Origin of the sequence: Amycolatopsis plumensis (genome assembly GCF_042652605.1) — a bacterium.
GTDB lineage: Bacteria > Actinomycetota > Actinomycetes > Mycobacteriales > Pseudonocardiaceae > Amycolatopsis > Amycolatopsis plumensis.
The window spans coordinates 3,029,690-3,047,610 of sequence record NZ_JBHSJY010000001.1; the positions used below are offsets into that span (position 1 = coordinate 3,029,690).

Consider the following 17,921-nt stretch of genomic DNA (forward strand, 5'->3'; position numbering starts at 1 on the left):
TTCCTCGCGTGGGTTTCGGTAGGTTGGTCTCATCGTGAACCAACCGCCGAACCCCGCCGCCGAACAAGCCGCGCTGCCCGGGTGCTGGTGGCACCCGAACCGCCCGACCGGACTGAGCTGTTCCCGGTGCGGGCGTCCGGCGTGCCCGGATTGCCTCCGCGAAGCCCCGGTCGGCTTCCAGTGCACCGACTGCGTGCACACAGGCGGCCAGGAGCAGCGCCGTCAGCACCGCGGCTACCAGGACGCCGGGTTCGGCCAGCGCACCGTCTTCGGCGCGCGGCTCTCGCAGTCGGTGCTCGTGACCCAGGTCATCCTCGCGGTGAACGTCCTGGTCTTCGTGGCCACGGTGGTCCAGGCGAAGAGCCTCGACCGCAACGATCTGTCGTCGCTCCTCCAGTACGGCGCCCTCTACGGCAACGCGACCATGGGCCACGGCGAGTGGTGGCGCGTCCTGACCAACGGGTTCCTTCACTACGGGCCGATCCACCTCGCGGTCAACATGTTCTCGCTGTGGATGATGGGCCGGTCGCTGGAACAGGTCTGCGGGCGAGGCCGCTACCTCGCGCTCTACTTCGTCTCCATGCTCGGCGCGTCCACGGCGGTGCTGCTGTTCGACGACCCCACCGGCCTCCCGGGCACGGCAGGCGCGTCCGGGGCGCTGTTCGGCCTGATGGGCGCGTACGGGGTCACGGTGCTGAAGCTGCGCCTGAACCCCACCGGTCTGATCATCACGCTCGCGCTGAACGCGTTCATCACCTTCGGCATTGCGAACATCTCGATCTTCGGGCACGTCGGCGGGCTGGTGACCGGCGCGCTGGTCACCGTGGCGCTGCTCTACGCGCCGCAGGTCAAGCAGGCGCGGTGGCAGGCGATCGGCATCGGGATCATCGTCGTCGCACTGCTCGGCCTGCTGGCCTACCGCGGCGCGCAGGCCGTTCCCACGCCGAACTGCGATTTCCTCCAGTACCGGGAGGGGCTCTACTACACCTGCCGCTAACTGCGCAGCGTGCTGAGGACGTCCAGGACGTCCCGCGGGTCCTCGCCGAGATCGAGCCACCCGAAGACGTACAGCTGCTCGTCGTGCTCGATCTCCAGCGTGACGCCGTCGCGCCCCATCCGGCGGGTGGTGCGGAGCCGGGTGCGCGTCTGCGCCCACGGCAGCCGGTGCGTGCCGCCTAGCGTCCGGGCCACCAGGCCCTCGGCGTCGGCGGCGAGCCGCGGCCGGACGATCGTGGCGTGCGCGGCGAACGCGCCGACGGCGACGGCCGCCAGCGCGAACAGCACGAGGCCACCGCGGTCGCCGGTCAGCGCGTCGGTCACCACGCCGGCCAGCAGCAACGCGGTGACCGCCCAGGCCGATACCACAACGGCCTGACGAGGGGCCCAGGAGGTGGGGTAGTTATCCACAGGGGTTATCCACACTGGGGATGAGTCACACCGCTGTAATTCGACGTCAAGCCGCTGAACGGAGTAATAATCAGCGCCAGCGCATGGTCATGAGCAGACCCGCGATCATCAGCGCGAACCCACCGGCGAAGTTCCAGTTGCCCAGGTCGGCCATCCAGGAGATCTTGTCCCCGGCGATGTAGTTGACCAGCAGCCACACCAGGCCGAGCAGCATCAGCCCGAACATGGGGATCTTCCAGGCCAGACCGGTCGGGCCGGCGGCCCGCACCTTCACCGGCGTGCGCCGGTCGGCGGGCGGGGTGTACGCGGTCTTCTTGCGGACCTTGGACTTGGGCATCGTGTGTTCCTCGCGGTGCTCTTCGGGCTCGTCTGGTGGCGATGTCCCGCTGAGGGTGCGCAACCAGCGCCACGTGCACACGTTAACGTAAACGACCGCAGGAAAGCAGCGGCCAGGAGTGGTCGGATTTCCCGGACCGTGACAACGGGGTCACCCAGGGTTCGACGCGGCTTGAGAGGAGCTTGCGTGGCTACGCGCGAAGGACCGGACGACGACCGGCGCAGACACCCCGGACAGCCCATGCCCCAGCGCCGTCCCGCGACGCCCCCGCGCGGCCAGGTGCCGCCCCGCCCGCCCCAGCGCGGCCCCCAGGGGCAGCCACCCCGGCGTCCGCAGGGCCCGCCGCCCCGCCGCTACACCAGCCCGCCCCCGCCACCCGGCGCGAACGAGGAGACCGTCGTCTTCGCCCCGGTCGGCAAGGGCGGCACCGCGACCGAGGAGAAGCCCGCCCCGGTCCCGCTCGGCAAGGGCGGCGTCGCGATCCGGACGGTCGGCGAGGTCCTCATCACGCTGGGCCTGGTCGTGCTGCTGTTCATGGTCTACGAGCTGTACGTGACCGACCTGTTCTCGGCGGGCAAGCAGTCCGAGGCGAGCGACCAGCTCGACGGCGAGTGGGCGCACGACCGCACGCTGCACCCCGAGCTGGTCGACGGCAAGGCGTTCGCCCGCATCCACATCCCCAGCTTCGGTGTCGACTACAACTTCACCATCCAGGAAGGCACCGACGACGCCGCCCTCGAGGTCGGCCCCGGCCACTACAAGGGCACGTCGCTGCCCGGCGAGCCCGGCAACTTCGCCGTGGCCGGCCACCGCGTCGGCAAGGGTGCCCCGTTCAACGACCTGGACAACCTCTCCTCCTGTGACCAGATCGTGATCGAGACCTCCGCCGACTTCTACATCTACAAGGTCCTGCCCTACGACGACGAGGTGAAGGACTGGGCCGGCGGCAAGGGCGCGGACCCGAAGTGCAAGGGCGTCTCGACCCTGCGCGACCCGAACGCCGAGGACGGCGGCGCCTACAGCGAGACCTTCGGCCGCAAGGTCGTGCTGCCCAGCCAGGGCACCGCGGTGAACCCGGTCCCGTACAAGAGCGCCGACGTGCTGCCCAAGGCCCAGCAGGCCGCGCTGCTCACGCTGACCACCTGCCACCCGCAGTTCTCCGCCAAGGAGCGGCTCATCATCACGTCGGTGCTGACCCAGCAGGTGCCGAAGGACCAGGTCAAGGACTACGGCGACCTGCTCTCGAAGATCGGGGAGGCCTGATGTACGCGTGGATCTGGCGGAAGCTGCCGGGCCCGTTCGCGGCGAAGCTGACGATCGCGGTGGTGCTGGCGCTCGGCGTGATCGCGCTGCTGATGTTCGTGGTGTTCCCGTGGCTGGAGCCGCGGCTGTGGTTCAACGAGGTCGCGGTCAACTGAAGACACGGGGGAAGCACCGCCACAACCCACCGCCGGAAGACCCGTGGAACGAGATCGGGCCGCGGCTGTGGATGGGCGGGCACGTCCGGATGGGCGCCGCGGGCGAGCAGATCGCCGAGGCCGAGCGGTTCGCCGTGCTCGCGGCCGAGGCGGTCCGCGCCGGGCGGCTGACGCTCGTGCGCTGCCACACCGGGCTCAACCGGTCCGGCCTGGTCGGCGCGCAGGCGCTCGTCGAACTCGGGCTTGGCGTACCGGCGGCCATCGACCGCGTCCGGCAGCGGCGCTCGCCGCGGGCGCTGCACAACCGGCTCTTCGTGCAGTACCTTGAGAGCGGCCTGCCGACGGCCCGGCTGCTGGCGGAGCTCGATTCTTGAGGTTCGGCGTCTTCCTGGTCAGCGGCCGCTTCCCCGGCCAGGCGGACGGCGACGTCCTCCGCCGGTCGGTTCGCGCGGCCGAACTGGCCGAAGAAGCCGGCTTCGACGACGTCTGGTTCGCCGAGCACCACTTCATGCCCTACGGCGTCTGCCCGTCCGCGATCACCCTCGCCGCGCACGTGCTCGGGCGGACCTCGCGGATCGGGGTCGGGACCGCGGTCAGCGTCCTGTCGACCACGCACCCGGTCGCGCTGGCCGAGCAGTGGGCGATGCTCGACGCCGTTTCCGGCGGTCGGCTGCGGCTCGGCCTCGGCCGCGGGGGCCCGTGGCAGGACCTCGAGGTCTTCGGCACCGGGCTCGACCGGTACGAGACCGGCTTCGAAGAGGCCCTCGACGTCTTCCTGCGCGCCACCACCGGCCGCGTCGGCGCCCAAGGGCGGCACTTCGCCTTCCGGGAGGTGCCCGTGGTGCCGGCGCCGGAACGCCGGGCGGACGTCGTCGTCGCGTGCGGGGGACCGGCGTCGGCCGCGGTCCGGCAGGCCGCCGAACGGGACCTGCCGCTGCTGCTCGGCCTGCACGCCGATGACGAGGAAAAAGCCGGCACGGTCGCCGCCTACGGAAAGCCCGCGAACCACATCTCGACCGTGCTCTGCCAGGTGGGTGACGCCGAGGTGGTGCGGAACGCGCTGCCCGGCTGGCTCGCGGACGGCCTCGCCGCGCACGTCACCGTCGACGGGAGACCGGGGCCGTCCCGCGATCCGGGGGAGTACGCCGAACGGCTCTGCGCCATCCACCCGGTCGGCGACGCGGCGCACTGCGTCCGGACGCTGGAAACGAGCCTCCGGCGCACCGGCGTCTCCCACGTGCTGATGCTCGTGGAAGCGTCGGGTACGCCGGAGGGCACGTTCGCGAACATCACGCGGATCGGCACCGAGGTGCTGCCCGCGCTGCGGGCTAGCAGTCCCGCAGTTCCGGGCTCTGGTTGAGCAGCTGGCCGCGCGGCGAGACGAACGCGCGGTAGCGATCACCGTCCACTTCGGACTTCTTGAACACGGCGACCCGGTGGCAGTTCTGGAAGGCCAGCTTGACGCCGAAGTGGCGTTCGAGGCCGCCGCGGATCGCGTCCGAGGCCAGTGCCCGCAGCAGCTGCCCGCGGGCGGCCTCGCTCGGCGGCGGCGTCTCGTTGTCGGCGAAGCCGTCCGCCGCGCCCTCGGCGTCGGCGATGACGCCGGTGATGACCTCCCAGGCGTACGGCAGGGATTCCTTGACGCAGGTGACGAACTCGGCGTCGGTGACCTCCCCGCGCTCGGCCTTCTCCAGCAACGCGGGTGACACGTCCAGGGACATCGAACCTCCAGTTTGAGCAGGGCCACCTTCTTGGCTACCGGCCGGGTGGCCCCGCCACAAGAGAAAACGATGATCATCACCACTTTGGCGGAAGGCCCGGTCACTCCCACCGGAAGAGCTTCGCCGCCAGCGCCGTCCCGAGCACCGCGAAGGCGGCGAGCGCGGCGAGCTGCAGCGGCTGGACGCCGGCCCCGACCCAGGCGTCCTGCAGCGCCTGGGAGCCCGGCGGCAGGTAGTCGCCAATCCGGCGCAGGACCTCGGGCAGGAGCGGCCGCGGCAGGTAGACGCCGCCGAAGAACATGATCGGGAGGAAGGCGACCATCGCGACTCCGGTGGCGGCCTTCGACGTGCGGGCGACCGCGGCCGCGATCAGGCCCAGCGCGAACGTCGCGACCACCCCGAGCACCAGCGTCAGCGCGAACGACAGCGGGTGCTTCGGCAGCGGGACGTCGTAGACGGCGTTGCCCAGCCCCAGCACGAGCGCGATCCCCGCCAGCGAGACCGTGACGTGGATGAGCAGCTGCGCGCCCAGCAGGTTGGCCGGGTGCACCGGAGTGGTGGCCAGCCGGCGCAGCACGCCCTGTTCGCGGTAGGTGGCGACGGCGGCCGGGATCGACTGCAGCGCGAGCATCGCGAGGCTGATGACGATCAGCGACGGCACCCAGGCGTCGATGAACCGGTACCCGCCCGCCTTTTCGCTCGGCTCGGTCATGCCCGGGATCGCGCCGATCGCGAGCAGCAGGATCGACGGCAACAGGATGCCGGCGACCGCCATGAACGGCGACCGGAGGAAGAGCTTCGTTTCGGTGGCGGTGATCTTGGCGAAGGCGGTGGTCATCGGGCGCTCCTGGTCAGCGAGACGAACGCGTCGTCCAAAGTGGAGGCTCCGGCCGCGGCGCGGAGCTCGGTCGGGGTGCCGGTGGCGACCACGCGCCCGGCGTCGAAGATCGCGACGCGGTCGCAGAGCCGTTCGGCTTCGTCCATGAAGTGGGTGACGAGCAGGACCGTGACGCCGGTGGCGCGGACACCTTCGACGAGCCGCCAGGTCTCGCGGCGGGCGTGCGGGTCGAGCCCGGTGGTCAGCTCGTCCAGTATCGCCAGCTCCGGCTGCCCCACCAGGGCCAGTGCGATCGAGACGCGCTGTTTCTGGCCGCCGGACAGCTTCCCGAAGGAGCTGCGGGCGTGCTCGCTCAGGTCGAGCTGCTCCAGCAGGACGTCGATGTCGGCCGGCTCGGGGTAAAAGGACGCGAACAGCTCCAGCGCTTCGCGCACCCGCAGTTTCGCGGGGAGCTGGCTTTCCTGCAGCTGGACGCCGACGCGGCGGGTCAGCGCCGCATGGTCCGCCGCCGGGTCCAGGCCGAGGACGGAGATCGTGCCCCCGTCGGTCTGACGGAGGCCCTGGAGGCATTCGACGGTGGTGGTCTTCCCGGCGCCGTTCGTGCCGAGGATGCCGAAGATTTCGCCGCGCTCGACGGTGAACGAAACGCCGTCGACCGCGACCCGGGTGCCGTAGCGCTTGCGGAGGTCGGTGACTTCGATGAGTGGCATGGTTCGAAACTACGAACCGGCGGCCGCGGGGGTAATGACGTTGAATCCCCAGCTCAGGTAGCGTTTTGCTGAAGCGGGGGTGGGGCTGGGCCCACCCCGTTCGGGGGGCTTCGGGCAGTGCGCGGGCCGGTGCCGATCGGCCAGGATGCCGGGGGAAGGAGGTGCCGGATGACGTACCTGCGTGCGCTCGGCCGGGCGCTGGCCCTGGCGGCGTTTTCGTTGCTCAGCTGGGTGGACGTGCTGATCCAGCTGATCGCGTTCGCGCTGCTCTGCGTCGGGCTGGTCTTCTTCCTCGGCCCCACGGTCGAATGGGCCCGCGGCCGGTCGGCGACCATGCGGACGCTGGCCGCGCGGTGGTGCGGGGTCGAGGTCGCCACGCCGTACCGGCCGCCGCCGCCGGAACCGGTGCGCGAGCGCGACGGCTGGTACCGCGACGGCAACCAGCTCTACAAGCGGGCGTTCTGGATCCGCTGGCAGCACCGCCTCACCTGGGCGCTGGAGGACCCGGCGGCGAACCGCGAATTCAGCTGGCAGTTGGTCAACCCGCTGGTGACGCTGCTGCTGCCGGTGGCCGTCCTGCTCGGCGGGTCGCGGGTGCTGCGCGGCTACGGCCGGTGGACGCGCTGGTGGATCGGACCGCACCCACCCTCCGAGCGGCGTCGGAACTGGCTGCACCGGCACCTCGAAGCGCTGGGCCACCAGTTCGGCATCCTCGCGCTCTCGGTGGTGCAGCTGGCCTTTTCGGTGGTCCAGCTGGTGGTCGTGGCCGGCGCCACGCCGCTGGCACCCCCGGTCGTGCTGTGGAGCCGCTCGATCACCGACACCCTGCGCCGCGAAACCGAAAACTGGACCGGGGTGCGGATCCCGCGGCCGTACCAGCCACCGCCCGGGGTGCCGCTGCCCCGCGCCGACGGGCTCTACCAGGTCGGCAGGCAGCTGTACGAAGAAATGTTCTGGCCGCTCCAGAACGCCCGCACGCGGTGGATCCTCGGTGACCGGGCCACCTGGCGTGACATGGCGGGCGGCGCACTGAGCTCCCTGGTGTCGCTCGCTTGCTCGTTGCCGGCACTCGTGTTGTTCGGCTGGGGCATGACCGGCCTCTGGCTGCTGTGGGTGTGGCGGCCGTTCGTGTCGGCCCGTGTCCAGTGGTCCCCGCTGCCCGAGGTGTCGACGCACCTCGGTGCGCTCACGCAGACGCCGTTGATCCTGCTGGCGCTGGTTATCGCCGTGGCGCCGGCGCCGTGGCTCGCCCGTCAGCAGGCCCGCTTCGCGCGGGTGTGGTTCGGACCGACCGAATCCGCCCGGCTGGCCCAGCGCGTCGAACGGCTCAAGCAGACGCGTGCCGACGTCACGGTCACGCAGGCGGCGGAACTGCGCCGGATCGAGCGTGACCTGCACGACGGCATCCAGTCGCGGCTGGTCGCCATGGGCATGAAGCTGGGCGCGGTCGAGGCGTTGGTGGACACCGATCCGGAGGCGGCGAAACGGCTCACGGCCGAGCTGCGCGCGGCGTCGTCGGAGGCGCTCACCGAGTTGCGGGCGCTGATCCACGGCATCCACCCGCCGGTGCTGTCCGAACGTGGGCTGCTGGACGCCGTCCGCGCGCTGGCGCTGGACAGTCCGCTGAAGGCGCAGGTCACCGGTTCGCTGCCGGGACGCGTCGAGGAACCGGTGGAGTCGTGCGTGTACTTCGCGGTGGCCGAGCTGCTCGGCAACGCGGCGAAGCACGACGCCAAGCGGGTGTCGATCGACGTGGGCTTCGCCGACGACCTCCTGACGGTCGTGGTGACCGATGACGGCCCGGGTGGTGCGAACCCGGCCCGCGGCTCGGGACTGCGGGGAATCGAGCGCCGGCTGGGAGGCTTCGACGGTAGGTTGACGCTGACCAGCCCGATCGGCGGCCCGACGAAGGCGACCCTGGAGATCCCGTGTCAGATCGACCAAGAACCCTCGTCGCCGAGGACCAATACCTCCTCCGAGACGGCCTGACGCACCTCCTGACCGCGCACGGTTTCGACGTCGTCGCGGCGGTCGCCACCGGTCCGGAACTCGTAGCCGCCCTGCGCGAACACCGTCCCGAGGTGTCCATTGTGGACGTCAGAATGCCGCCGACGAACACCGACGAGGGCCTGCAGGCCGCACTGGCCGCCCGCCGGGAAGTGCCCGGGCTGCCGATCCTCGTGCTGTCGCAGCACGTCGAGCAGCTGTACGCGCGGGAACTGCTGGCCGACGGCACGGGCGCGATCGGCTACCTGCTGAAGGACCGCGTCTTCAACGCGGAGCAGTTCATCGACGCCGTCCGCCGGGTCGCGGCGGGCGGCACCGTGATGGATCCCGAGGTGATCGCGAAACTGGTGGCGGGCAACGCTTCCGACCCACTGGCGGCGCTGACCCCGCGCGAGCGGGAGGTCCTCTCGCTAATGGCGGAAGGCTGTTCCAACGCGGCGATCGCGGCCCGGCTGCACTTCAGCGAAGGAGCGGTCGGCAAGCACACGGCGAACATCTTCGCGAAGCTGGGCATTTCCGCTTCGGACGACACGAACCGCCGCGTGCTGGCCGTCCTCACCTACCTCGGCCGGTCGTGAGTGGTAAGGAGGGTTCTAACCCAATGCCACTTAGCTTGTGTTGATCATGCGGCGGTGGTGAGGGTGATGGTGGCGGGTCCGTTGTGGTGGGTGCCGGTGTCGGTGGGTTTCTTAATCCGGTATGCGGTGTGGCGGGCTCGTTTGACCACGCGTGGGTAGGTTCTGTGCCGGCGTTGCGGGTTGAGGTGACGGCGGGTGGTGATGGCGGTGGTGAGTGTTCTGGTCTGCTGGTTAGGGGGAAAAGGCCGCCGGGCCGGAGGTGGTCTGGCGGCGAACGAGGCGGACGGTGCGCAGGAATTTGACCCGGTCGGGGTCGATGTCGGCTTCGGTGGCGGCTCGGCAGATCAGTGTGCTGATGGCGTAGTGGGTGAGCAGGTAGCCGTAGATTTCCTGGCGGATCATGTCCGGGCTTTTCGATCGCAGGACCCGGCCGGGGCCGCGGAGGTGGGTTTTGAGCTGGTCGTTGCCGGTCTCGTGCTCCCAGCGCTGGTGGTAGGCCTGGGCGAGTATCTCGGCCGGGGCGTCGGCGGGATCGCCGATGGTGGTGATCACGCGGATCACCTCGTCCGGGTCGGGTCCGCGGTCGGGCACGGTGTACTCGATCACGCGCACCACGGTCGCCTCGGCGGGGTCGAGGTCACCGCCGTCGCGGGCGGTCTGCAGGATCTCGGCGCGGCGGGTGGTGCTGCGCACGGTCTTGTTGATCAGTACCGACAGGTAGGATCCGTCGTCCAGATCCATCAGCTTCGGGGTCTTCACCGTGGCGGGCAGCCGCCAGAGCAGGGCCGCGCCGGTGGCGGCCGCCTTGCTCCAGTCCTGGTAGCTGTAGAAACCGGAATCGGCGATCAGCAGCCAGTCCTCGGCCAGTGCGGGCCAGAGCCGGCGGGCCAGGGTCTGTTCGCCCTGGCGCTTCCCGCCGGTCCCGCGCCCGCCGATCCGGGTGGCCACGACTGCGTGGGAGGCGCACTCGGCGATGGTCAGTACCCGAACCTTTGCAAACGCGGATGCTTTCTCGCCGGTGCCGCCGGAATACCCGAACTCGGCGACGTTGGCGTCGGTGTCGGGGGCGTCCCACTCGAATCCGTCGATGCTCATCAGCCGCCATGGCCCCAGAAACGCGCCCTGGGTCAGCTCATCGGCTACCGGGACCGCGACCGTGTCGAACACCTCCGCCAGCGGCTCGGCGCCCAGCCGCTGGCGGGCCTGGGTGATCCCGCCTGTGGTGGGAATGTCCCAGCCCGGATCCCAGCATCCCCACGAGGCCAGCGTGCCGGCGAGGCGGGTCATGACCTCTTCGTAATCGTCGTCGGCGAACAACGACAGCGCCATCGCGTAGTACACCATCACGTGCGGGGGCAGTTTCCCGCCGGAGCGCTTCGCGCCCCGGCGGGTCACCGCGATCGCAGTGTCCACCGCGTCCCGTGGCACCGCCGTGGCCAGCACCCCCACCGACATCGAGTCCGCCCACCCGCCACCAATCCCGCTCACGGCAGCGACACTAACCAGCCAACCGACACCGCCAGAAGCACCACACCGACCAGCACAACATCAACTTAAGCTAAGCGGCATTGGGTTCTAACCCGCCTTACCACTCACGACCGCCGCGGCAGACTGCTCAGCCGCGGGAGATCCGGGTCATCTCCTCGCGCTCGACCACCTTGACCCGCTCGCGGCCCGCCGCCGAGCCCAGCGCCTTCTCGTGCGCGTCGAGCCGGCCCCAGCCGTCCCAGTTGGTGAACGGGATGCCGCGCGCCTTGAGGAAATCGAGAATCGCGTCCGGGGACGCGAACTTCGGGGCGGCCAACGTCGGAGCGTCCGCCAGCAGGCTTGCGATCGTCTCCGCCGCGTCCCCCTTGGTGTGGCCGATCAGGCCCACCGGGCCGCGCTTGATCCAGCCCGTCACGTACACGCCCGGCAGCTGGTTCTCGTCCAGGTCCAGCACGCGCCCGGCCTGGTTGGGCACCACGCCCGCCACGTGGTCGAACGGCAGCTCCGGCAGGTGCGACGACAGGTAGCCGACCGCGCGGTACACCGCCTGGACGTCCCAGTCGTGGAACTCGCCGGTGCCGCGGACGTTCCCGTCGCCGGTCAGCTCGGTCCGCTCGGTGCGCAGGCCGGTCACCTTGCCGTCCTCGCCGAGGACTTCGGCCGGCGAGTGGAAGAAGTGCAGGTGCAGCCGGCGCGGGCGGGAACCCGGCTCGCGGATGGCCCACTCCTGCAGCGTCTTCACCACCATGTCGATCTGCTTCGAGGCGCGCAGGGCCGCGATGCTGCCGTCGTCGAACTCGATGTCCTCCGGGTACACGATGACCTCGACGTTCGGCGAGTGGTCCAGCTCGCGCAGCTCCAGCGGCGTGAACTTCGCCTGCGCCGGGCCGCGGCGGCCGAACACGTGCACGTCCGTCACCGGGCTCGCCTTGAGCCCCTGGTAGACGTTGTCCGGGATGTCGGTGGCCAGCAGCTCGTCGGCCGTCTTCGCCAGGACCCGCGCCACGTCCAGCGCGACGTTCCCGACCCCGAGGACCGCGACCGAAGACGCGGTCAGCGGCCAGGTGCGGGGCACGTCGGGGTGACCGTCGTACCAGGACACGAAGTCGGCGGCGCCGTAGCTGCCGTCCAGGTCGATGCCCGGGATGTCGAGCGCGCGGTCGGCGGACGCGCCGGTGGAGAAGATCACCGCGTCGTAGAACTCGCGCAGCTCGTCGAGCTTGATGTCGGTGCCGTAGTCGATGTTGCCCAGCAGCCGGATGTTCGGCTTCGACAGCACCTTCTCCAGCGCCGTCACGATGCCCTTGATGCGCGGGTGGTCGGGCGCGACGCCGTACCGGATCAGCCCGAACGGCGCGGGCATGCGCTCGAACAGGTCGATCTGCACGTCAGCGTCGGACTTGTCCAGGATGTCGGCGGCGTAGATCCCGGCGGGACCGGCACCCACCACGGCTACACGAAGAGATCGGCTCACTCGCTCCACGGTAAGTTAGGGTCTCCTAACTCGAAATGTGATTTGGCGTACGGTCCACGGACTGAGAGCCGGTAAGCTCGGCGACATGCGCGTTCTCGTCGTCGACAACTACGACAGCTTCGTCTACAACCTGGTCCAGTACCTGGCCCAGCTCGGCGCCGACTGCACGGTCTGGCGCAACGACGTCGTGGACCTCGACCGCGTGCCCGAGTTCGACGCCGTGCTCGTCTCGCCGGGCCCGGGCACCCCCGAACGCGCCGGCCAGAGCATGGACGTCATCCGCAAGTGCGCCGAGACGCGCACGCCGATGCTCGGCGTCTGCCTCGGCCACCAGGCGCTCGGCGTCGTCTACGGCGCCACCGTCGACCGCGCGCCGGAGCTGCTCCACGGCAAGACGAGCCAGGTCCGGCACACCGGCGTTGGCATCCTCAAGGACCTGCCGGAGGAGTTCACGGCCACCCGATACCACTCCCTGACCGTGCTGCCCGACACGATCTCCGACACCGTGTTCGAGATCACCGGCCGCACCGAGTCCGGCATCGTGATGGGCATGCGCCACCGCGAGCTGCCCCTGGAAGGCGTCCAGTTCCACCCGGAGTCCGTGCTCACCGAGGGCGGCCACCGGATGCTCGCGAACTGGCTGGCCGCGGCGGGGCACCCCGTCGATCCGGTGCGGGTGAACGAGCTCGAGCGGGCGACCAAGGCGCTCCAGAAGGCCGCTGTTGCGTGATCCGGCTCGAGGGGGTCGGCAAGCGGTACGGGCGCGGTGACTTCGTCCTGCGCGACGTCGACCTGACCGTCGAGCCCGGGCACGTCGTCGGCGTCCTCGGCAGCAACGGCTCCGGGAAGTCGACGCTGCTGCGGATCATGGCCGGCGTCTCGCACGCCACCACCGGGTCGCTCACCGGCACCCCGCGGATCGGCTACCTGCCCGACCGTTTCCCGGCCGGCCAGCGCATGGGCGCCCGCGCCTACCTGCGGCACATGGCGCGCATCCGGGGCCTCACCGACCTCTCGGTGATCGACCCGCTGCTCGAACGGCTCGCCCTCGTCGGCGGCCCGGCGGCCCCGCTGCGCACGCTGTCCAAGGGCAACGCCCAGAAGGTCGGGCTCGCGCAGGCCGTGATGGTCCGGCCCGACCTGCTGATCCTCGACGAGCCGTGGTCCGGCCTCGACGTCGGCACGCACACCATCCTCGGCGAGCTCGTGGCCGAGACGCGGGCGCGCGGGGCGAGCGTCGTGTTCACCGACCACCGGCCGCAGGTGGTGCACGACCACGCCGACGTCGTGCACCTGATGAACGACGGCAGGCTGACCGCCGAGAGCGCGGAGCCGACCACCCGGATCGTCCTGCGCGGCGGCGGCACCGGCTGGGCGGACGAGCCCGGGGTGCGGCACGCCGTCGCCGAAGGACCCCACGTGGTGCTGACGGTCGAGGTCGCCCGCGTCGACGCGGTCCTGCGGCGGGCGCTCGAAGACGGCTGGTCGGTGCGGGAGGTGGCGCCGTGCTCGCCCTGACGCGCTACTACCTGGCGCTGCTCGGCCATTCGCAGCGGTACCTGCCGGCGTTGCTGGCCTACCTCGCCCTGTGCGTGATCCTCTACGCCGACCCGCATTCGCCGCCGCTGCCGCTGTTCGGCGTCAGCGCCGGCGGGCTGCTCGTCGTCTCGTGCTGGCTGACGATCGCGCTGCTCGACATCGAAGACCCGGTGCAGCGCCTGGTGACCTTGAGCCACGCGCGCCAGTGGCGGCGGATGATCATTGGCGCGATCCTCACCGTGCTGGCTTGTTCCCTGGTCCTCACCGCGATCACCGAGGTGTGGTCGGCGATCAAGTCGCTGAAGGTCCAGCCGTCCGCGCTCGGCATCGGGTTGCTCGCCCACCTCGCCTGCGCGCTGCTCGGGATCGCCATCGCGCTCCCGTGCTCGCGGCTGCTGGTCCACCGCATCGGCTGGACGGTGCTCGCCGCGGTGATCACCCTCGTCGTCGTCCTGCTGGCGAAGATCCCGCTGGTCCACCCGCTGCTGCACGCCCTGACCGACGACGAGCCGGTCGGGGGCCCGCTGGTGCTCGCGCTGGTGACGGCGGTGGCGATGCTGGCGGTCAGCTACTTCGCGGTTTCGGAGCTCGTGCGCCGCCGCTCCTGACGGCAAATTGCAGAATTCAATTCACGCACCGCTCTTCCAGCAGGACCACGCGGACGGCTAAGGTTCGGGGCCTCTCCGGTTCTGGGTGAAGGGAGATCGGGTGACGGCTGGGATCGTCGCGATCACCGTGCCGAACTCCGGCGGCGAGCTTCCGGAACTCGCCGCGTGGCTGCGCGGCGAAGACGAACTCCGCGGCCGCGTCCAGGTCTTCGACGCCGTCGTCGTCGGCGTTTCGAGCACCTCCGCCGACGTCTTCTGCCGCTCGCTCTTCGCGTGGCTGACGCGGGAGCGGAAAACCCGCGTCTCGCTTAAGGTAAAACGCTCGGGCGCGGCCGAGGAACTCGAGCTCGATTTCGGGGCCGCGAGCGACGCCGATCAGGTTCTCGGTGCCGTACAAGGATTTCTCGACCAGTCCTGACCGACGAAGAAGGCCCGCACGGTTCAGCCGTGCGGGCCTTCTTTCGCGTCGCTTGCTAGTTGGAGGTTCTCGTCGGTGGCGTGAGGGTGAAGGACGGGAAGCCGTTGCCCTCCGACACGTTGATCGTGACGTTCTGATCCTTGTTGATCTGCGTGCCCGGCTGCGGGTTCTGACCCGTGATCGTGCCCTCGGGCGCGTTGCTGTTCTTGTCGGACTTCTGGTTGAACTTGCCGGTCCAGCCCATGCTCGCCAGCTTGTCCCCCGCCTGCTCGACGGTCATCCCGGCCAGCTGCGGCATCTGAATCTGGCTCGAGCTGTCCGGCCCGGTCGACACGGTCAGCACGATCTGGCTGCCCACCGTCAGCTGCCCGCCGTTCGGGTTCTGGGTGATGACCGTGTCCTTCGGCACCGTGTCCGAAGCCTGGTCGACCCGCCTCGTCGTGAAGCCCTGGCTCTCCAGCGACGACTTGGCCTTCGAGTAAGGCTGGCCGGTGAAGTCGGTGACCGCCTTGAGCTGCTTCGACTTGCCGACCGTGATCCGCACGGTCGCGCCCTGGTCGACCTGGGAGTTGGCGGGCGGGGTCTGCGTCTGCACCAGGCCGGCCTGGTTGGGGTCGGAGACCTCCGTCTCCTGGACGTTCGAGTCGAGGGTCAGCTTCGCGTCGCTGATCAGCTGCTCGGCCTCGGCGCGCGTCTTGCCCTTGAGGTCCGGCACGCTGGCCTTGCCCGGCGCGACCCCGTACCACAGCGTGATCGTCGTGTTGGGCGCGACCGAAACGCCGACCGTCGGATCGACCTTGACGACCCGGTTGATGTCGTCCTGGGTGCACGACGGGCTGCCGTCGGTCGGCTGCACCCCGCAGGTCACCGGCTTCTGGTCGACCTTGCCGTTGAACCCGCTGCTGCTCAGCATCTCCCGCGCCTGCGGGACCGTCTGGTGCACCACGTTGGGGATGGCCACGGTGCTCGGGTCGCCGCTCTTGAACGCGTTCGACAGCCACATGATCAGCAGCACCGAGCCCAGCACGAAAACCGCCGCCAGGACCGCGAAGATCGTGCGGCGACGGCGCTTGGCCTTCGGGTCTTCGTCGTCCGGCTCGCTGTACTCGTCGTAGCGGGCCGCCTGCCGCCGGTCGGCGTTCATCACCTGCGTGCGCTCGTCTTCGGACATCACCATCGGCGCCACCGGGCGCTGGCCCGAGAGGGTGCGCACCAGGTCCGAGCGCATCTCCGCCGCCGACTGGTAGCGGTTCGCCGGGCCCTTGGCCAGCGCCTTCAGCACGACCGCGTCCAGCTCCGGCGCCACCGCCGGGTTCACCGACGACGGCGGGTTCGGGTCCTCGCGGACGTGCTGGTAGGCCACCGCGACCGGGGAGTCCCCGGTGAACGGCGGTTCGCCGGTGATCAGCTCGTACAGCACGCACCCGGCGGCGTAGACGTCGGAGCGCGCGTCGACGGACTCACCGCGGGCCTGCTCCGGCGAGAGGTACTGCGCCGTGCCGATCACCGCGGCCGTCTGGGTCATGGCGGACTGGCCGTCGTGCATCGCCCGCGCGATGCCGAAGTCCATCACCTTGACCGCGCCGTTCTTCGTGATCATCACGTTGGCCGGCTTGACGTCGCGGTGGACGATGCCGTGGCGGTGCGAGAAGTCCAGCGCCGCGCAGACGTCGGCCATGACCTCCATCGCCCGCTTCTGCGACATCGGGCCCTCGGTCTTGACGATGTCGCGCAGCGTCCGGCCCTCGACGTACTCCATGACGATGTACGGCAGCGGGCCGAACTCGGTGTTCGCCTCGCCGGTGTCGTAGACCGCGACGATCGCCGGGTGGTTCAGCGCGGCGGCGTTCTGCGCCTCCCGGCGGAAGCGCTCCTGGAACTGCGGGTCCCTGGCGAGGTCGGCACGGAGGATCTTGATCGCGACTTCCCGGCCGAGACGCACGTCGTGGCCGTGATGGACCTCGGACATGCCTCCGTAGCCGAGCGTTTCGCCCAGCTCGTACCGGTTGGAGAGCAGTCTGGGTGTGCTCATCTCTGGGTGCCGTTCCATTCCGTCCAAGGTGTGGTCATGATGCCTTGCCGGCCATCGTCGGTCGTGCCGGGAGTGCCTGCCGGGTAGACGCTCGAAGACTGCTCCGCGGGCGCCTGTCTGCCCGGGAGCACCTGGCTCTGCGTCTGGCCGGTGTGCGGCGGCGAGCCGCTGCCGCCGCCGCCCAGCATCTTCGCCACCAGCACGATGCCCGCCACCAGGACAACGAGCAGGATCGCCGCGAGAAGTGCCCACCAGCCCCACTGCGTCTTCTTCCGGGCGGCCGGCAGCATCACCTGCCGCGGGGCGGGACGCGACGGCGGGCCGATGGCGATCATCGGGTTCATCGCGGGGGACGGCGGACCGCCCGGCATCGGCTGTTGCTGCGGGGGAAGCTGCTGCGGCGGGATCGGCACCGGCATCGACGGCGGTGGCTGCTGCTGCACCTGCGGCGGCACCACCGGCTGCTGGCCGGTCGTGTAGGTGGCGTTCACCAGCCCGGACGGCGTGGGCAGCGGCAGCCCGGCGCGGACCGCGGCCACGGCGGACGCGAACTCGCCGCCGTTGTTGTAACGCTGCCGCGGATCCTTGACCAGCGTCGCTTCGATCACCGCGCGGGCCGCGGGCGGCACGTCCGGCGGCAGCGGCGGCGGGAGGTCGCGGATGTGCATCATCGCGACCGTCACGGCGTTCTCGGACAGGAAGGGCCGGTGCCCGGCGAGGCATTCGTAGCCGCACACCGCCAGCGAATAGACGTCGGACGCCGGCTCGGCCGGTTGCCCGAGCGCCTGCTCCGGGGCGATGTAGTGCGCGGTGCCCATGACCATGCCGGACCGGGTGACCGGCGCGGCGTCGGCCGCCTTCGCCACGCCGAAGTCGGTGATCTTCACCTGCCCGGCCGACGTCACCAGGATGTTGCCCGGCTTGACGTCGCGGTGGACCAGGCCGTGGGAGTGCGCGGCCTGCAGTGCGTTGCCCGCCTGCTCGAGCATGTCGAGGGTGAACTCCGCCGACAGCCGCCCGTGCTTGGCCAGCAACCCGGCCAGGGGGTCGCCGTCGACGAGCTCCATCACCAGGTACGCGATGGACAGGTCGCCGTCGAGGATGGTTTCGCCGTAGTCGTGCACCGCGGCGATGCCGGGGTGGTTGAGGGACGCCGTCATCCGCGCTTCGGTGCGGAAGCGGTGGAGGAACTCGGCGTCGCCGGAGAGTTCGGTCTTGAGGATCTTGACGGCCACCGTCCGGTCGAGCCGGGTGTCGCTGGCCTGCCAGACCTCACCCATCCCGCCGACGGCGATCCGGCTCGTCAGCTTGTAGCGGTCGGCCAGCAGCTGACCGGAGGACAGCAT

20 protein-coding genes are annotated in these 17,921 nt (G+C 70.4%); 11 read left to right on the forward strand and 9 right to left on the reverse strand.

What is annotated here, in order from left to right; genetic code table 11:
* Positions 1 to 34: 34 nt before the first annotated feature.
* Positions 35 to 997 (forward strand): rhomboid family intramembrane serine protease, encoded by a 963-nt coding sequence (locus tag ACFPLC_RS14450; protein ID WP_378191912.1) that lies wholly within the window; start codon positions 35 to 37, stop codon positions 995 to 997.
* On the opposite strand, the gene ACFPLC_RS14455 is transcribed toward ACFPLC_RS14450, so the two are convergent.
* Both ACFPLC_RS14455 and crgA read right to left on the reverse strand, forming a co-directional pair.
* Complete coding sequence (locus tag ACFPLC_RS14455) at positions 994 to 1,365, reverse strand: PH domain-containing protein (protein ID WP_378191914.1); 372 nt, start codon at positions 1,363 to 1,365, stop codon at positions 994 to 996. The two genes, ACFPLC_RS14450 and ACFPLC_RS14455, sit on opposite strands and share 4 nt — an antisense overlap.
* A 112-nt stretch (positions 1,366 to 1,477) precedes the next feature.
* Positions 1,478 to 1,744, reverse strand: coding sequence for a cell division protein CrgA (crgA, locus tag ACFPLC_RS14460; RefSeq protein ID WP_043787021.1), 267 nt, complete (start codon positions 1,742 to 1,744; stop codon positions 1,478 to 1,480).
* Positions 1,745 to 1,984: 240 nt separating this feature from the next.
* Here crgA and ACFPLC_RS14465 point away from each other — a divergent pair, with 240 nt between their 5' ends.
* From ACFPLC_RS14465 to ACFPLC_RS14480, 4 genes are read left to right on the forward strand one after another with little or no spacing between them, the layout of a single operon-like run.
* A complete protein-coding gene (locus ACFPLC_RS14465) occupies positions 1,985 to 3,007 on the forward strand; it encodes a class E sortase (protein WP_378191958.1) in 1,023 nt (340 codons plus the stop codon).
* The gene (locus ACFPLC_RS14470) at positions 3,007 to 3,162 is read left to right on the forward strand and encodes a hypothetical protein (protein WP_103338171.1); all 156 of its coding nucleotides are present in this window, start codon (positions 3,007 to 3,009) and stop codon (positions 3,160 to 3,162) included. Before ACFPLC_RS14465 ends, ACFPLC_RS14470 begins: the two co-directional genes overlap by 1 nt.
* Positions 3,135 to 3,536, forward strand: coding sequence for a protein-tyrosine phosphatase family protein (locus ACFPLC_RS14475; protein ID WP_378235829.1), 402 nt, complete (start codon positions 3,135 to 3,137; stop codon positions 3,534 to 3,536). The genes ACFPLC_RS14470 and ACFPLC_RS14475 overlap by 28 nt, the downstream gene beginning before the upstream one ends.
* Complete coding sequence (locus tag ACFPLC_RS14480; RefSeq protein ID WP_378191919.1) at positions 3,533 to 4,522, forward strand: LLM class flavin-dependent oxidoreductase; 990 nt, start codon at positions 3,533 to 3,535, stop codon at positions 4,520 to 4,522. Before ACFPLC_RS14475 ends, ACFPLC_RS14480 begins: the two co-directional genes overlap by 4 nt.
* On the opposite strand, the gene ACFPLC_RS14485 is transcribed toward ACFPLC_RS14480, so the two are convergent.
* The 3 genes from ACFPLC_RS14485 to ACFPLC_RS14495 form a co-directional block, all read right to left on the reverse strand.
* Positions 4,491 to 4,883, reverse strand: coding sequence for an SCO5389 family protein (locus ACFPLC_RS14485; protein WP_370969812.1), 393 nt, complete (start codon positions 4,881 to 4,883; stop codon positions 4,491 to 4,493). The two genes, ACFPLC_RS14480 and ACFPLC_RS14485, sit on opposite strands and share 32 nt — an antisense overlap.
* Positions 4,884 to 4,983: 100 nt before the next feature.
* Complete coding sequence (locus tag ACFPLC_RS14490) at positions 4,984 to 5,721, reverse strand: ABC transporter permease (protein ID WP_378191921.1); 738 nt, start codon at positions 5,719 to 5,721, stop codon at positions 4,984 to 4,986.
* Entirely contained in the window at positions 5,718 to 6,431 is a 714-nt protein-coding gene (locus ACFPLC_RS14495) for an ABC transporter ATP-binding protein (RefSeq protein ID WP_378191923.1), read from the reverse strand. The genes ACFPLC_RS14490 and ACFPLC_RS14495 overlap by 4 nt, the downstream gene beginning before the upstream one ends.
* A gap of 168 nt (positions 6,432 to 6,599) precedes the next feature.
* On the opposite strand from ACFPLC_RS14495, the gene ACFPLC_RS14500 reads away from it, so the two are divergent.
* On the forward strand, positions 6,600 to 8,420 hold the full coding sequence (locus ACFPLC_RS14500; RefSeq protein WP_378191924.1) for a sensor histidine kinase: 1,821 nt from the start codon (positions 6,600 to 6,602) through the stop codon (positions 8,418 to 8,420).
* A complete protein-coding gene (locus ACFPLC_RS14505; protein WP_378191925.1) occupies positions 8,360 to 9,016 on the forward strand; it encodes a response regulator transcription factor in 657 nt (218 codons plus the stop codon). The genes ACFPLC_RS14500 and ACFPLC_RS14505 overlap by 61 nt, the downstream gene beginning before the upstream one ends.
* 231 nt (positions 9,017 to 9,247) lie before the next feature.
* Here ACFPLC_RS14505 and ACFPLC_RS14510 read toward each other — a convergent pair whose 3' ends face one another.
* Positions 9,248 to 10,504, reverse strand: coding sequence for an IS4 family transposase (locus ACFPLC_RS14510; RefSeq protein ID WP_378235794.1), 1,257 nt, complete (start codon positions 10,502 to 10,504; stop codon positions 9,248 to 9,250).
* A gap of 127 nt (positions 10,505 to 10,631) precedes the next feature.
* Positions 10,632 to 11,951 (reverse strand): FAD-dependent oxidoreductase, encoded by a 1,320-nt coding sequence (locus tag ACFPLC_RS14515; protein ID WP_378205133.1) that lies wholly within the window; start codon positions 11,949 to 11,951, stop codon positions 10,632 to 10,634.
* A 112-nt stretch (positions 11,952 to 12,063) separates the two neighbouring features.
* Between ACFPLC_RS14515 and ACFPLC_RS14520 the strand changes: the two genes are divergently transcribed.
* From ACFPLC_RS14520 to ACFPLC_RS14535, 4 genes are all read left to right on the forward strand, one after another.
* Positions 12,064 to 12,708 (forward strand): aminodeoxychorismate/anthranilate synthase component II, encoded by a 645-nt coding sequence (locus ACFPLC_RS14520; protein WP_191308636.1) that lies wholly within the window; start codon positions 12,064 to 12,066, stop codon positions 12,706 to 12,708.
* Complete coding sequence (locus ACFPLC_RS14525; RefSeq protein WP_378204987.1) at positions 12,705 to 13,496, forward strand: ABC transporter ATP-binding protein; 792 nt, start codon at positions 12,705 to 12,707, stop codon at positions 13,494 to 13,496. The genes ACFPLC_RS14520 and ACFPLC_RS14525 overlap by 4 nt, the downstream gene beginning before the upstream one ends.
* Positions 13,484 to 14,125 (forward strand): hypothetical protein, encoded by a 642-nt coding sequence (locus tag ACFPLC_RS14530; RefSeq protein ID WP_378204990.1) that lies wholly within the window; start codon positions 13,484 to 13,486, stop codon positions 14,123 to 14,125. The genes ACFPLC_RS14525 and ACFPLC_RS14530 overlap by 13 nt, the downstream gene beginning before the upstream one ends.
* 100 nt (positions 14,126 to 14,225) lie before the next feature.
* Positions 14,226 to 14,543 carry an effector-associated constant component EACC1 gene (locus ACFPLC_RS14535; RefSeq protein WP_378204992.1) on the forward strand — a complete coding sequence of 106 codons (318 nt, stop codon included), beginning with the start codon at positions 14,226 to 14,228 and terminating at the stop codon, positions 14,541 to 14,543.
* 55 nt (positions 14,544 to 14,598) lie between these two features.
* Here ACFPLC_RS14535 and pknB read toward each other — a convergent pair whose 3' ends face one another.
* Both pknB and ACFPLC_RS14545 read right to left on the reverse strand, forming a co-directional pair.
* A complete protein-coding gene (pknB, locus tag ACFPLC_RS14540; protein WP_378204995.1) occupies positions 14,599 to 16,575 on the reverse strand; it encodes a Stk1 family PASTA domain-containing Ser/Thr kinase in 1,977 nt (658 codons plus the stop codon).
* Positions 16,572 to 17,921 carry a serine/threonine-protein kinase gene (locus ACFPLC_RS14545; RefSeq protein ID WP_378204998.1) on the reverse strand — a complete coding sequence of 450 codons (1,350 nt, stop codon included), beginning with the start codon at positions 17,919 to 17,921 and terminating at the stop codon, positions 16,572 to 16,574. The genes pknB and ACFPLC_RS14545 overlap by 4 nt, the downstream gene beginning before the upstream one ends.

Coding starts and splice junctions, on each gene's coding strand:
- ACFPLC_RS14465 (WP_378191958.1), top strand. CDS start 1,985: ATGCCCCAGCGCCGTCCCGCGACGCCCCCGCGCGGCCAGGTGCCGCCC.
- ACFPLC_RS14495 (WP_378191923.1), bottom strand. CDS start 6,431: ATGCCACTCATCGAAGTCACCGACCTCCGCAAGCGCTACGGCACCCGG.
- ACFPLC_RS14485 (WP_370969812.1), bottom strand. CDS start 4,883: ATGTCCCTGGACGTGTCACCCGCGTTGCTGGAGAAGGCCGAGCGCGGG.
- ACFPLC_RS14470 (WP_103338171.1), top strand. CDS start 3,007: ATGTACGCGTGGATCTGGCGGAAGCTGCCGGGCCCGTTCGCGGCGAAG.
- ACFPLC_RS14490 (WP_378191921.1), bottom strand. CDS start 5,721: ATGACCACCGCCTTCGCCAAGATCACCGCCACCGAAACGAAGCTCTTC.
- pknB (WP_378204995.1), bottom strand. CDS start 16,575: ATGAGCACACCCAGACTGCTCTCCAACCGGTACGAGCTGGGCGAAACG.
- ACFPLC_RS14500 (WP_378191924.1), top strand. CDS start 6,600: ATGACGTACCTGCGTGCGCTCGGCCGGGCGCTGGCCCTGGCGGCGTTT.
- crgA (WP_043787021.1), bottom strand. CDS start 1,744: ATGCCCAAGTCCAAGGTCCGCAAGAAGACCGCGTACACCCCGCCCGCC.
- ACFPLC_RS14545 (WP_378204998.1), bottom strand. CDS start 17,921: ATGCTGTCCTCCGGTCAGCTGCTGGCCGACCGCTACAAGCTGACGAGC.
- ACFPLC_RS14520 (WP_191308636.1), top strand. CDS start 12,064: ATGCGCGTTCTCGTCGTCGACAACTACGACAGCTTCGTCTACAACCTG.